The sequence below is a fragment of the Streptomyces sp. TS71-3 genome, from assembly GCF_018327685.1.
Lineage (GTDB): Bacteria > Actinomycetota > Actinomycetes > Streptomycetales > Streptomycetaceae > Streptomyces.
The window spans coordinates 637,635-651,555 of sequence record NZ_BNEL01000001.1 but is presented as its reverse complement, the minus strand read 5'-3'; the positions used below and the strand labels follow the sequence as shown (position 1 = coordinate 651,555).

General features: G+C 72.2%; 11 protein-coding genes. 4 read left to right on the top strand and 7 right to left on the bottom strand.

All coding sequences use genetic code 11. The features are described 5' to 3' along the window. Nucleotides 1-243: 243 nt before the first annotated feature. Nucleotides 244-1,578, bottom strand: coding sequence for an SGNH/GDSL hydrolase family protein (locus Sm713_RS02890; RefSeq protein WP_374195952.1), 1,335 nt, complete (start codon nucleotides 1,576-1,578; stop codon nucleotides 244-246). 398 nt (nucleotides 1,579-1,976) lie between these two features. Between Sm713_RS02890 and Sm713_RS02885 the strand changes: the two genes are divergently transcribed. Continuing rightward, on the top strand, nucleotides 1,977-2,711 hold the full coding sequence (locus tag Sm713_RS02885) for an alpha/beta hydrolase (protein WP_212908123.1): 735 nt from the start codon (nucleotides 1,977-1,979) through the stop codon (nucleotides 2,709-2,711). Between the two features lie 459 nt (nucleotides 2,712-3,170). On the opposite strand, the gene Sm713_RS02880 is transcribed toward Sm713_RS02885, so the two are convergent. The 3 genes from Sm713_RS02880 to glmS form a co-directional block, all read right to left on the bottom strand. Beyond that, nucleotides 3,171-4,016 carry an SDR family oxidoreductase gene (locus Sm713_RS02880; protein ID WP_212908122.1) on the bottom strand — a complete coding sequence of 282 codons (846 nt, stop codon included), beginning with the start codon at nucleotides 4,014-4,016 and terminating at the stop codon, nucleotides 3,171-3,173. Between the two features lie 141 nt (nucleotides 4,017-4,157). Continuing rightward, on the bottom strand, nucleotides 4,158-4,526 hold the full coding sequence (locus Sm713_RS02875; RefSeq protein ID WP_212908121.1) for a holo-ACP synthase: 369 nt from the start codon (nucleotides 4,524-4,526) through the stop codon (nucleotides 4,158-4,160). A gap of 220 nt (nucleotides 4,527-4,746) precedes the next feature. Continuing rightward, nucleotides 4,747-6,594, bottom strand: a complete 1,848-nt coding sequence (glmS, locus tag Sm713_RS02870; RefSeq protein ID WP_212908120.1) for a glutamine--fructose-6-phosphate transaminase (isomerizing) — start codon at nucleotides 6,592-6,594, stop codon at nucleotides 4,747-4,749. Between the two features lie 609 nt (nucleotides 6,595-7,203). Here glmS and coaA point away from each other — a divergent pair. Together coaA and Sm713_RS02860 are read left to right on the top strand one after the other, a co-directional pair. Next, nucleotides 7,204-8,193: a type I pantothenate kinase gene (coaA, locus tag Sm713_RS02865; protein WP_212908119.1), complete on the top strand. Its 990-nt coding sequence runs from the start codon at nucleotides 7,204-7,206 to the stop codon at nucleotides 8,191-8,193. Between the two features lie 64 nt (nucleotides 8,194-8,257). After that, nucleotides 8,258-9,211 (top strand): DUF389 domain-containing protein, encoded by a 954-nt coding sequence (locus Sm713_RS02860; RefSeq protein WP_212908118.1) that lies wholly within the window; start codon nucleotides 8,258-8,260, stop codon nucleotides 9,209-9,211. 66 nt (nucleotides 9,212-9,277) lie between these two features. On the opposite strand, the gene glmM is transcribed toward Sm713_RS02860, so the two are convergent. The 3 genes from glmM to rplM all read right to left on the bottom strand — a co-directional run bounded on the left by glmM (nucleotide 9,278) and on the right by rplM (nucleotide 12,009). Beyond that, entirely contained in the window at nucleotides 9,278-10,636 is a 1,359-nt protein-coding gene (gene glmM, locus Sm713_RS02855) for a phosphoglucosamine mutase (RefSeq protein WP_212908117.1), read from the bottom strand. Between the two features lie 368 nt (nucleotides 10,637-11,004). Continuing rightward, complete coding sequence (gene rpsI, locus Sm713_RS02850) at nucleotides 11,005-11,523, bottom strand: 30S ribosomal protein S9 (protein ID WP_212908116.1); 519 nt, start codon at nucleotides 11,521-11,523, stop codon at nucleotides 11,005-11,007. Nucleotides 11,524-11,565: 42 nt separating this feature from the next. Continuing rightward, a complete protein-coding gene (gene rplM / locus Sm713_RS02845; protein ID WP_212908115.1) occupies nucleotides 11,566-12,009 on the bottom strand; it encodes a 50S ribosomal protein L13 in 444 nt (147 codons plus the stop codon). Nucleotides 12,010-12,961: 952 nt separating this feature from the next. Between rplM and Sm713_RS02840 the strand changes: the two genes are divergently transcribed. Beyond that, a complete protein-coding gene (locus Sm713_RS02840; protein ID WP_212908114.1) occupies nucleotides 12,962-13,900 on the top strand; it encodes a hypothetical protein in 939 nt (312 codons plus the stop codon). The last annotated feature ends 21 nt before the right edge of the window (nucleotides 13,901-13,921 follow it).

The window sequence follows — 13,921 nt, the reverse complement described above, 5'->3', positions numbered from 1 at the left end:
CGCGCATCCACGTTATGCAGACCTGCCGCCCGTGAACTGTCCGGCGTTGCGCCGGACCGGACGGTGGCCGGACCTCTCATCAGCGGCTCCGACGGCACCTCTCGGGCCCGGTGAACACCACCCCCCACGTCATCTCGGACAGGGGGACACAGTCATGCCGGGCCCGGAGGCCAGCGGCCCTCTTGCAGGACCGCGAAAAAGATAACGGGGACGGGGGTGGTCAGCGGCCATCCCCGTCGGCTCTCAGTGGAACAGGCCCAGCGGGAACGCCTTCGCCAGCGCCCCGTACCCCGCCGGGTTCAGGTGCAGGTGGTCGCCGACGTCGTACGCGGGGTCGAGAGCCCGGGGCCGTTCCGGGTCGCGGGCCGCGCGGTCCAGGTCGATGACCGCGTCGAACCTGCCGCTGGTGCGGATCCACCGGTTGACCTCCTGCCGGCCCGCCTCGCGGAGGCCGTCGGGATCGTCGTACATGGTGTTGCCGCCGAACGGGGTGAGCGTCGCGCCGTAGACGTGGATGCCGTGGGCGTGCGCGCGCAGGATCATCTGGTCGTAGGCCGTGATCAGGTCCTGGGCGACGGTGTGCTGCGCCTCGGCCGTGGCCGGTGCGGTGCCGATGTCGTTGACGCCCTCGAAGACGATCAGCGACGTGACACCGCTCTGCGCCAAGACGTCCCGGTCGAAGCGGGAGAGCGCGGTGGGACCGAGGCCGGCCGCCAGGACCTGGTTGCCGCCCGCGGCCTCGTTGAGCACGGCGGTCCCGGTGGTGGGACGGTGCGCCTGGAGGCGGGCCAGCAGCTGGTCGGGCCAGCGGTCGTTGGCGTTGGTGGTGGAGCCGCGGCCGTCGGAGAGCGAGTCGCCGAGCACCACCGCCGCCCCGGTGGCGGTGCGCGAGAGGACCTCGACGCCGCTCAGGAAGTACCAGTGGTCCGCGGTGGCCGCGCCCGGCAGGTCGGTGTCGTCGGTGTGGTCGCCGGCCAGCATGTAGGACGTGGTGCGGGAGCCGGGGTGGGACGTGATGTCGTTCGATGCCTGCCCCTCGGCCAGGTACACCGTGACCGTCAGGTTCGTGCCGGGGCGCACCGTGAAGTCCAGCGGGTCGGAGACCATGTCCGCGCCGGTCGGCACCGTCACGGCGGCCCGGCCGCGGAAGGTGACCGGGTGCGCGCTGCCCGGCCGGATCGCGGCGACCCCGGCCCGCCCGCCGCTCGGCAGGGCCACGGAGACCGAGGTGACCGGCAGCGGCGCGCCGCCGAACGCGTTCGACATGCGCAGCCGGATGCGCGGCCCGCCCACGGACACGTGCACCGTCTGCCGCAACGTGCTGTCGGCCAGCACCCGGCCGTCCTGCGTGAACGGCGCCGGGGGCATGTTGGCGGGCTCGGTGAGCTGCGGCATGGCCGTCCAGGTATGCACCCGCCCGCCGTCGGAGCCGGCCGCGGCCGCGGGCACGGCGGCGTGCTCCGGGGCGATGCGGTCGGGGGCGGCGGCATGGTCCGGGGCAGCGCCCCCGCCCGCGAAGTGGGCGCCGGCGAGCAGCCCGGCCGCCACGAGGCCGACGGCCCACGTCCGCCTCTTCACCACCCGGCCCTTCACAGCCGGACTCTCCGCCAACGGGCTTGTCACAACCGGACTCTTCGTGAACGCGCTTGTCACAGCCGGTCTCTTCGTGAACGGTCTCTTCGAGAACGGGCTCTTCGCGAACGGTCTGTTCATCAGGGGTGCGTCCTCCGCTCCACCGGTGCGACCCGTACGGCCTACGGTGCGCGGCCCGTACGGCATGGGATGCGCCACCCGTACGGCAAGGGGCGCGATCCGTACGGCATACAGCGCCGGGCACCGCCCTGCCCAGCCCTCCGGCACGGCTGTCGGGGACCTGGGCGATAGGTCCCGACGTACGTCGGATGGGCGCGGCTCCACGGGCGTGGCATCGTGCCGGGAACCCGCCGGCCGGCGGGCACCGACCGGAGGTCGAGCACATGTGCCGCCCGTACGATCCCGAGCTGGCCGCGGCCCTGGCGATGATGGCCGAGGTCGACATCTCCGACCTGGCCGCCGCCCGCGCCGCCCAGGCCCGGGAGGTGGCGGCCCGGTTCGCCGCGTCCGACGCCACCGGTGTGGAGGTGACCCTGCTGACGGCGCCGGGCTCCGACGGCGCACCCGACGTGCCCCTGCGCGTCTACCGGCCCGCGGGCAGCCGCGGTGAGCCGCTGCCGGCGCTCTACGCGCCGCACGGCGGCGGCTTCGTGCTCGGCTCCCCCGACGTCGACCACGAGACGAACCTGCGGCTGACCCGCGAACTCGGCGCCATCGTGGTCTCCCCGGACTACCGGCTGGCTCCGGAGCACCCGTACCCCGCCGCGCTGGAGGACTGCTACGCGGGCCTGTCGGCCCTGGCGCGGGACGCCGCGGAGCTGGGCATCAGGCCCGACAGGATCGCGGTGGGCGGCGACAGCGCGGGCGCCGGGCTCGCCGCGGCGCTGGCCCTGCTGGCACGGGACCGCGGCGGGCCCGCGATCTGCTTCCAGTACCTGTGCAGCCCGGCCCTGGACGACGCCCGAGAGCTACGTGCCAACTCTGGTCAGCGGCGCCGGCGGTTGGGATTTGCGCCTTGCCCCCTAGCTCGACCACGCCTGCGTTCCGCATGTCCGGCCACATCCGTGGCCCCCCGGCGCCGACGGTGGAGTGAGCACCTGAGCAGAGCGCGAGGCTGACGCGTGATGCGGGTCCTTCGCGCTGCTCGCGTTCGCGTCTGGGTGCGACTTTGCCGCAGTTCGCCCCTGACTGCTATGGCCGTGCCGACAAGAGCAAACAGGCTCGTGGACAGGGTGCCCACTACACCCACTGAGTCCGTGAAGCCGTTGGCTATCTGTGTACCGGTGGCTGGCGACGGGCACCTCCCGTCGTCGGAGCAATGCATATACCCCCCTGCCGGAAAGCCATCACGAAGGCCTGGCGACTGGGGTGTTGAGATGAACGGCGCCACGGATAGAGCAAGCACCACGGCAGCCAAGATGCACAACGCCCGCACTGAACGCCGCCCCGGCGAGGCGGCAGTACCGACCTTTTCATCATCGCTCTGATCTTCCACACGCATGTGGATCACGCTGTCAGAGTGCCAGCCGGCGGCGACATGGGCTCTCCGCGATTGGCACGCGTGCCGCGACCGGCCGTCAGCGGAACGCCGCCGCGTGCTCCGTCGCCCACTCCTCGAACGTCTTCGCCGGACGCCCGGCGACCCGCTCGACCTCGCCGGTGATGTCGGGCTCGGCCCCCACCAGCTCGCCCATCCCGTCGACGAGTTGCCGGGCGACCTCGGCCGGGAAGTGGGCGGTCGCCATCGCCTCGACCGCCTCCTCCGGCGAGATCTCCTCATAGCGTGCCGCAACACCGGCGACCCTGCCGATCACGGCGACCTGCTCGGCCTGGGTCAGCCCGGCGGGCCCCGTCAGGACGGGTGCCGTGCCGACGTGCGCGTCGTCCAGCAGGGCGCGGGCGGTCACGGCCGCCAGGTCGGCCTCGTGCACCGGAGCCATCACCGCCTCCGCGTACGCGCCGCGCACCACGCCGTCCGCCTTGATGGCCGCGGCCCAGCGCAGCGTGTTCGTGGCGTAGTAACCGCCGCGGACGAACGTCCACTCCAGGCCCGAGTCGCGCACCGCGCGCTCCGCCTCGGCGTGGATCCGGGGGATCATGGTGTCCTCGGCACCCTTGATGGTGACGGAGTAGGAGGAGTTCAGGACGATGCGCCGGGCGCCCGACCTCACGACGGCGCCGACGATCTCCTCGATGCCGCCCATGCCGCCGGCGGCGAGGTTCAGGTAGACCGCCGTCGCCCCGCCGAAGACGGAACCGAGCGCCGACGGGTCGAGAAGGTCGGCCCGGACGGTCTCGGCCGCGTCCGCCAGGCCCGCCGCGGCGGGGTCGCGCGTCAGGGCGCGCACGGGGGCGCCCTCGGCGAGGAGCTGGTCGACCAGGCTGCGCCCGATGTTGCCCGTTGCACCGGTCACTACGATCACGGAGTCCCCCTCGGAGTCGGGTGCCGATCCGGCGCCCCCGCGGTCGGCCGCCCCGCGCGGCACCGTACGGCCGTGGAAGGTGACCGTACTCGCGTGGGAGCGGCACGGACGGGCCGGGGCAGCCGGGCCGCACCGCGCGGCCTACCCCTCCGCGATCACCACCGCCGACGCCACCCCCGCGTCATGGCTGAGCGAGACGTGCCAGGAGCGGACGCCGAGCCGGGCGGCGCAGGCCGCGACGGTGCCGCGCACCCGCAGCCGGGGCCGGCCCGTGTCCTCCGTCCAGACCTCGGCGTCGGTCCACCTGAGGCCCCGGGGCGCCCCGAGCGACTTCGCGAGGGCCTCCTTCGCGGCGAACCGGGCGGCCAGGGACGCGATGCCGCGCCGCTCGCCTGAGGGCAGCAGCAGCTCCTCGGCCACGAAGAGCCGGTCGGCCAGCCCCGGCGTGCGCTCCAGCGACGCGCGGAAGCGGTCGATCTCCGCCACGTCGATCCCCACCCCGATGATCACGACACCCTCACTCCCCGGCCCCCTCACCGGGCGCCTTTCCCCGGGCGGGCCCGCCACGCCGTACCCGCCGTGCCCTGGCACCACGCCGTACCCGCCGCGCCATGACCACCAGGCTCGCACCGGCCGCGCCCGGACCCGCCCGCGCTCACTCCGCCGGCACGCGCACCGCCGGCCGTTACGCCACCGGCAGCCGCACCACCGACGCTCACTCCGCCGGCACTCACTCCACCGTCACGGACTTGGCGAGATTACGCGGCTGGTCCACCTCGTTGCCGCGCACGGTCGCCAGCTCGCACGCGAACACCTGCAACGGTACGGCCGCGACGAGCGGCTGGAGCAGCGTCGGGGTGGCGGGCACCCGGATGAGGTGGTCGGCGTAGGGCACGACGGCCTCGTCGTCCTCGTCGGCGATGACGATGGTGCGCGCGCCGCGGGCCCTGATCTCCTGGATGTTGGAGACCACCTTGTCGTGCAGCAGCGACCGCCCGTCGCGCGAGGGCACCACGACCACCACCGGCATGTCGTCCTCGATCAGCGCGATCGGCCCGTGCTTCAGCTCGCCCGCGGCGAAGCCCTCCGCGTGCATGTACGCCAGCTCCTTCAGCTTGAGCGCGCCCTCCAGGGCGACCGGGTGGCCGACGTGCCGGCCCAGGAAGAGCACCGTCCGCTTGTCCGCGAGGGTACGGGCCAGGGCACGCACCGGCTCCATGGTGCCGAGCACCCGTTCGACCGCGCCCGCGATCCCGGCCAGGTCCCGGATGACGGCCCGCACCTCCTCGCCCCACTGGGTGCCGCGCACCTGGCCCAGGTAGAGGGCGACCAGGTAGCAGGCCACGAGCTGCGTCAGGAAAGCCTTCGTGGAGGCCACCGCGATCTCGGGCCCCGCGTACGTGTAGAGCACGGCGTCGGACTCGCGGGGGATGGTGGAACCGTTGGTGTTGCAGATCGCCAGCACCCGGGAGCCCTGCTCGCGGGCGTGCCGCACGGCCATGAGGGTGTCCATGGTCTCGCCGGACTGCGAGATGGCGACGGTGAGCGTACGGGCCCCGAGGATCGGGTCCCGGTAGCGGAACTCGCTGGCCAGCTCCACCTCGCAGGGGATCCGGGTCCAGTGCTCGATGGCGTACTTGGCGATGAGGCCGGCGTGGAACGCGGTGCCGCACGCCACGATGACGATCTTGTTGACCTCGCGCAGCTCCGAGGCGGGGATCCGCAGCTCGTCCAGGACCAGCGAGCCTCGCGCGTCGATCCTGCCGAGCAGGGTGTCGGCGACCGCCTTGGGCTGCTCCGCGATCTCCTTGAGCATGAAGGAGGCGTGGCCGCCCTTCTCCGCCGCGGACACGTCCCAGTCCACGTGGTAGGCGCGGCCCTCTGCGGGCCGTCCGTCGAAGCCGGTGACCGCGACCGAGTCTTTGCGGACCTCCACGACCTGGTCCTGGCCCAGTTCCAGGGCGGAGCGGGTGTGGGCGATGAAGGCGGACACGTCCGAGGCGAGGAAGGCCTCGCCCTCGCCGACGCCCACCACCAGCGGGGAGTTGCGGCGCGCGCCCACCACCACCCCCGGGGCGTCGGCGTGCACCGCCACCAGGGTGAACGCCCCGTCGAGCCGCCGGCACACCAGCCGCATCGCCTCGCCGAGGTCGCCGCAGGAGGAGAACTCCTCGGCGAGCAGATGCGCCACCGCCTCGCTGTCGGTGTCGGAGCGCAGCTCGTGGCCGCGCCCGGCGAGTTCGGCGCGGAGTTCGGCGAAGTTCTCGATGATGCCGTTGTGCACGACGGCGACCCGGCCCGCGTCGTCCAGGTGCGGGTGGGCGTTGGTGTCGTTGGGTGCGCCGTGAGTGGCCCAGCGGGTGTGCCCGAGGCCGGTGGTACCGGACGGCAGCGGCCGGTCCTTGAGCACCTTCTCCAGGTTGACGAGCTTCCCGGCCCGCTTCGCGGTGGCCAGCCCCCCGTCCGCGAGAACGGCCACTCCCGCCGAGTCGTACCCCCGGTACTCCAACCGCTTCAGCCCCGCCACCACCACGTCCAGGGCCGACTGACCACCCACATATCCCACAATTCCACACATACCGGCAGCCTAAGGCCGTCCCCCCGGCCCCACCTTCCGACCACCCTCCGGTTGGCGGCACGGAGGAAACGGAGGAAGGGGCAGGTGGCTGGTTCCGATCTACGGCTCCGCCGCCCGGCGCCCTATAAGGAGCGCGGGGCTGGATTCGATCTGCGGCTCCGCCGCGCGGGCGCGAACACCCCGCACCAGCCGCCGGCCGAAGACGAACCCGCAACAGACACCGCCCGATAAGGGGCGCGGGGAACTGCGCGATCAACCACACCCAACCGACACCCGACACCAAAACCGCAAGGTGCGGTGCCCTATAAGGGGCGCGGGGAACTGCGCAACACCCCCACCAGCCGGCAGCCAGGAACGAACCCGCAACAGACACCACCCCATAAGGGGCGCGGGGAACTGCGCAAACACCCTCACCAACCTGCAGCCAACAACGAACCCGCAACACACTCGCCCCGATGGCCCTCCGCAGGCGCATGCGCACGCGGCGGAGCCGCAAAACCCCCGGACCCCGGACCCCCGGCCCACCAACAGCGCACCCGCACCGGGCCACCCGCCGCCCCCGGGCCCACCCGAAAAGCAGAGTGTGACGTGCACGAGTCACAATGAACTGTGACCGCTCCGCTCCACCCGGCCCCCCGAACCCCCCACCGCCCCCGCCCGGAGGCAACCCCGTACGTCGACCTCACCCGCACCGAGTGGAGCGCCCTGCGCGACAAGACCCCGCTCCCCCTCACCGCCACGGAAGTGGAGAAGCTGCGGGGCCTCGGCGACGTCATCGACCTCGACGAGGTGCGCGACGTCTACCTGCCGCTCTCCCGGCTGCTCAACCTCTACGTCGGCGCCACCCACGGCCTGCGCGGCGCGCTCAACACCTTCCTCGGCGCCCGCGGCTCCCAGTCCGGCACGCCCTTCGTGATCGGGGTCGCGGGCTCCGTGGCCGTCGGAAAGTCCACCGTCGCGCGCCTGCTCCAGGCCCTGCTGGCGCGCTGGCCCGAGCACCCGCGGGTCGAGCTGGTCACCACCGACGGCTTCCTGCTGCCCATGAAGGAGCTCACGGCCCGCGGCCTGATGTCGAGGAAAGGTTTCCCCGAGTCATACGACCGCAGGGCGCTGACCCGGTTCGTGGCGGACATCAAGGCGGGCAAGGACGAGGTGACCGCGCCCGTCTACTCGCACCTCATCTACGACATCGTGCCGGACGAGCTGCTCACCGTCCGGCGCCCGGACATACTGATCGTGGAGGGCCTGAACGTCCTCCAACCGGCCTTGCCGGGCGAGGACGGCCGCACGCGGGTGGCGCTCGCGGACTACTTCGACTTCAGCGTGTACGTCGACGCGCGCACGGAGGACATCGAGCACTGGTACCTCCAGCGGTTCCGGAAGCTGCGGCAGACCGCCTTCCAGGACCCGTCGTCGTACTTCCGGAAGTACACCCGCGTCGGCGAGGAGGAGGCGATGGACTACGCCCGCACCACCTGGCGCACCATCAACCGCCCCAACCTCCTGGAGAACATCGCCCCGACCCGGGGCCGCGCCACCCTGATCCTCAGGAAGGGCCCCGACCACAAAGCCCAGCGCCTGAGCCTGCGCAAGCTCTGAGCGGGCCCGTGCCGGGGCTGGGCCCAGCCCCGGCACGGGCCAGGACGGCCGCTACTCTGCGCCCATGCTGCATCTGCGCATGATCACACCGCCCGACCGCACCGAGGACGTGGTCAGGGCCGTCGAGGAGACCGTCGGGACCGCCCACCTCGCCGTCCTGACGGGCGCCGCCCGCATCCCCAGGGGGGATGTCGTCCTGTGCGACGTGGCGCGGGAGGCCGGCGACGAGCTGATCGGCCGGCTCCAGGCCCTCGGCATCGGCGAGGACGGCTCCATCGCCGTGGAGCAGACCGACCTCACCCTCTCGAAACGGGCGGACCGCGCGGAGGAGGAGGCGCCCGGCGAGGGCGCGGACGCGGTGCTGTGGGACCAGATGACGGAAGCCACCCAGGAGGAGTCCACGCTCTCCGTCACCTACGTGGCCCTCCTGACCATCGCGACGATGATCGCCGCCTGCGGCGTGGTGCTCGACAACGCCATCCTCATCGTGGGAGCCATGGCGGTGGGCCCGGAGTTCGGCCCGCTCGCCGGATTCTGCACGGCACTGGTGCGCCGGACGCCGCAGTTGGTGCTGCGGTCACTGATCGCGCTGATCGGCGGGTTCGCCGCGGCCATGGCGGTGACGGTCGTCTTCAGCCTGTTCATGAACGGCGTAGGGCTCTTCACCCGTGCGCAGCTCGAAGGACCGCGGCCCAACACCTCCTTCGTGTTCGCGCCGGACTGGTTCTCGTTCGTGGTGGCCGTGCTCGCCGGCGCCGCCGGCACCCTCTCGCTCACCTCGACCAAGTCCGGTGCGCTGATCGGCGTCGCCATCTCGGTGACCACGGTGCCGGCCGCGGCCAACGCCGCGGTGGCGCTCAGCTACGGCGACGGCGGCCAGACCTGGGGCTCCGCCAGTCAACTGCTGCTGAACATGCTCGGGATCGTGGTGGCGGGCACGCTCACCCTGCTGGCCCAGCGGTACTTCTGGGCCCGGCGGCGCACCACGCCGCCGGTCTCCCGCCCGGGGACGGGCTGACGGCACCGGCCGCGGGGGCGGGCCGACGGCACCGGCCGGCACCATGCGGCCGGCCGGGCCGGGAGGTTACCCGAGCGCCGACTTCACCGCATCCGCGAGATGCGCCGCGACGGACCGCGCCTGGTAGCTGTCGGCGGCCTCCACCATCACCCTGACCAGCGGCTCGGTGCCGGACGGACGCAGCAGGACGCGGCCCGTGCTGCCCAGCTCGCGCTCCGCGTCGGCGACGGCGGCGGCCAGCTCGACGGAGGTGGCCACGCGTGACTTGTCGACGTCGCGGACGTTGACGAGGACCTGCGGCAGCCGCTCCATCACGGCGACGAGGTCGGCGAGCGGCCGGCCGGTCCTGGCGACCTGGGCCGCGAGCAGCAGCCCGGTCAGGATGCCGTCCCCGGTGGTGGCGTGGTCCACGACGATGACGTGCCCGGACTGCTCGCCGCCGAGGGCGTAGCCGTGCTCCTTCATCTCCTCCAGCACGTACCGGTCGCCCACGGCCGTCTGCACCAGGTGGATCCCCTCGCGCTCCATGGCGAGCTTGAAGCCGAGGTTGGACATCACGGTGGCGACGACGGTGTCGGAGCGCAGCTCGCCCCGCTCGCGCATCGCGAGCGCCAGCACGGCGAGGATCTGGTCGCCGTCCACCTCAGCGCCGGTGTGGTCCACGGCGAGGCAGCGGTCGGCGTCGCCGTCGTGCGCGATGCCGAAGTCGGCGCCGTGCTCGACGACGGCGCCCTTGAGCAGGTCCAGATGGGTGGAGCCGCAGCCGTCGTTGATGTTGAGGCCGTTCGGGTCGGTGCCGATGGTGACGACCTCGGCGCCCGCGCGGGTGAAGGTCATGGGCGACACCCGGGACGCGGCGCCGTGCGCCTCGTCGAGCACCACCTTCAGGCCGTCGAGCCGGTTCGGCAGCACCCCGAGGAGGTGCTCCACGTACTTGTCGAAGCCCTCCGCGTACTCCCGGACCCGGCCGACGCCCGCGCCGGTGGGGCGGTCCCAGGGGGCGCCGGTGCGGTGCTCCTCGTAGACCCGCTCGATGCGGTCCTCCAGCTCGTCGGCGAGCTTCTGGCCGCCGCGTGCGAAGAACTTGACGCCGTTGTCGGGCATGGCGTTGTGGCTGGCGGAGAGCATCACGCCGAGGTCGGCGCCGAGCGCGCCGGTGAGGTGGGCGACCGCGGGGGTGGGCAGCACCCCGACGCGCAGCACGTCCACGCCGGCGCTGGCGAGGCCGGCCACCACGGCCGCCTCCAGGAACTCTCCGGAGGCCCGTGTGTCCCGCCCGACCACGGCCACGGGACGGTGGCCCTCGAAGGAGCCGGCCTCCCCCAGCACATGGGCGGCCGCCACGGAGAGGCCGAGCGCCAGCTCCGCCGTCAGATCCGCGTTGGCCCTGCCGCGCACACCGTCCGTACCGAAGAGTCGTCCCACTGGTGTCCTCCGAACTTTCTCCTCCGGTGCCGTAAGGGGCCCGGGTCGTATCCCAGCCCCCGAAGAGACCGAAGCGGTCGCAGAAGCTCCGGACATGATCAGCTCACGGCATGATCAGCTCAGGAAGCCTCTGAAAATCTTATGCCCTTATACGCCGGAGGCCGCGGATACACGAACGCCCCGGTGGCACGGAACGTGCCTCCGGGGCCTGTGGTAGCCCCCGTGGCGCCCGGAGCGCGAGGGGCTGTCGTAGGCCCCCGGGACAAGCCACGGGGACCGTACGCACGCGCGTGCGGCACGCCTTGCGCACCGCACGCGAAGGCGCCCGCGCACCCTGACACGAGGTCAGGCCGCGCGGGCGACCGGGGTCAGCGCTTGCTGTACTGCGGGGCCTTGCGGGCCTTCTTCAGACCGGCCTTCTTCCGCTCCACGGCGCGGTCGTCGCGGCGCAGGAATCCGGCCTTCTTGAGGGCGCCGCGGTTGTTGTCCACGTCGGCCTCGTTGAGCGCGCGGGCCACGCCGAGGCGCAGGGCGCCGGCCTGGCCGGAGACGCCGCCGCCGGCGATCCGGGCGATGACGTCGTAGCGGCCGTCCAGCTCAAGGACCTTGAACGGCTCGTTCACTTCCTGCTGGTGCACCTTGTTGGGGAAGTAGTCCTCAAGGGTGCGGCCATTGATCTTCCACCGGCCGGAGCCCGGGACGATCCGGACGCGCGCGATGGCGTTCTTGCGGCGGCCCAGGCCCGCGGCGGGCTGGGGCTCGCCGAAGCGGGACGCGAGGGACTCGCTGGTGTACTCACCCTCGACGGGGGTCTCCGACTCGGTCGTGTAGGACTCGACGTCGGTCTCGGTCTCTTCGAGCGGCTGCTCAGCAGTGGTCTCGGCCACGATGCTCCTCAGATTCTCTTCGTCTTAAGGGGGTGGCCGGACTTACTGCGCGACCTGGGTGATCTCGTACGGCACCGGCTGCTGGGCGCCGTGCGGGTGCTGGTCACCTGCGTAGACCTTCAGCTTGGAGAGCATCTGGCGGCCCAGGGTGTTCTTGGGGAGCATGCCCTTGACGGCCTTCTCGACGGCCTTCTCCGGGTTGTTCGTGAGCAGGTCCTCGTAGCGGACGGCGCGCAGACCACCCGGGTATCCCGAGTGGCGGTACGCCATCTTCTGGGTCCGCTTGTTGCCGGAGAGGTGCACCTTGTCGGCGTTGATGATGATGACGAAGTCACCGGTGTCGACATGGGGCGCGTAGATCGGCTTGTGCTTGCCCCGCAGGAGGCTGGCGGCGGTGGTGGCCAGGCGGCCCAGAACGACGTCCTGGGCATCGATGACATGCCACTGGCGCGTCACATCGCCGGGCTTGGGGCTGTACGTACGCACGGTTCGTAGCCTTCGCTTCTTCAGTGATGGGGTGTCCCGGCCCCGGATGGGGCTGGGGACGGGTCCTGACAAGGCCACCACGGACGATCACGACAGCCCTGGCCGCACGTCGGTCGACGCAAACCACATGCTGGCCGCTGGTCATCGGCCCGGTGGACCGGTGTAAGGGCCCCTCACGTGAGTTTGAGAAAGCCAATACACATAACGAACTGGCAGAATACCGGTGCGGGGCCACACGGGTCAAAACGACGCCGGCCTGACGGCCGGGTGAGCCGATGTGCGGGGCACCCCGGGCTTCGGTGTGACACTTCCGTCCGGCCCCTCGGCGGGCCCGACCCTACCGGGTCCATCAGGCATGTCGGTCCCGTCAGACCGGTGGCCCGGGGCGACAGGGGGTACCTCCTCAGACCTGTGGCGATCTACAGGTCCACTGTGGCTGTCCCCCACTGCCTGAAGGGCGTGGGAGGGGCCCCCAGCAGTTCCCCGCGCCCCTGGCCGGCTTGCCCGCACCGGACGGCGACGGCGCCAAACGAAGCCCGTCCGGCGATTGCGGACGAGCCCGGAGGGCGAACCCACCCCGCACGACCCGCGGCCGAGCACCCACACACACCCCAAACAAGCCCGTCCGGCGACTGAGGACCAGCCCGGAGGGCGAACCCACCCGAAACGACCCGCAGGCGAACACACAGCCGCACCCAAAACAAGCCCGTCCGGCGACTGAGGACCAGCCCGGAGGGCGAACCCACCCGAAACGACCCGCAGGCGAACACACAGCCGCACCCAAAACAAGCCCGTCCGGCGATTGAGGACCAGCCCGGAGGGCGGACCCTCCCGCCTCGGCGAGCGGCGCCGCACCCCGAGGACGAGGGCAACATCACACCCTCGCAACACCGGGCCCGTAGGGCCCTCCTGCACGGAGCGCAGCGCCCCATCCCCCTCTAAGATGCGGCCCATGAGTTTTGGGCAGGGGGGACCCCAGTGGGGGCCCGGGGGATCGGGTTCGGAGCCGCCCGAGTGGGGCTCGAACGACCAGCAGCAGGGGTGGAACCCCGGCCCCCAGCAGTCGCACACCCCGGAGTGGGGCTCGGGGTCGCAGACCCCGGACTGGAACGCACTCGCCGAGGCCTCGCAGTCCCGCACCAAGCGCCGCAGGTGGCTCATGATCGGCGGCGGCGCGCTGGCCACCGTCGTCATAGGGGCGGCCGTGGCCATCGCGGTGGTCAGCGCGAACGGTTCCAGCGAGTCCGACAAGCCCTCCGACCACCTGCCGGCCACCGCCGACATACCCAGCGAGCCCACGCAGCCGGGTCCCTCCTTCGAAGCCACCACTCCCCCGCCCCCGCCGAACCCGAAGGACTACGTCTCCAGCGCCGCGAAGGACAAGGCCCCGCTGAGCCCCGGAAGCCTCTTCCCGCTGGCGAAGGTCACCATGGGTGACCACGAGTACGCGAAGGGTCCGACGCGCGACACCAAGAGCTGCGCGTCCGCGGCCCACGGCGACCTCGGCCCCGCCCTCACCGGGAACCACTGCACCCGCCTCATGCGCGTCACCTACACCGCCAAGGGCGGCGTGGCGGTCACCGTCGGCGTCGCGGTCTTCGACGGTCAGGCGCAGGCCGCGAAGGCGGCGCAGCAGACCGACAAGGGCAACGTCGTGTCGCTCTCCGGATCCGGCGTGTCCGCCTTCTGCACCACGGCGGTCTGCCGCTCCACCTCGAACTCGTACGGCCGCTACGCGTACTTCACCGTCGCGGGCTTCACGAGCGGCGACAACGTCACCCAGAAGGACACCGGGGTCTTCACGGCCGGCGACGACCTGGCCGAGTACACGTTCCGCCAGATCATCCACCGCGGCCAGATGCAGGCCTCCGCCGCGGCGAACGGCCGCTAGCGACCCGGGGGCGCGGCACAG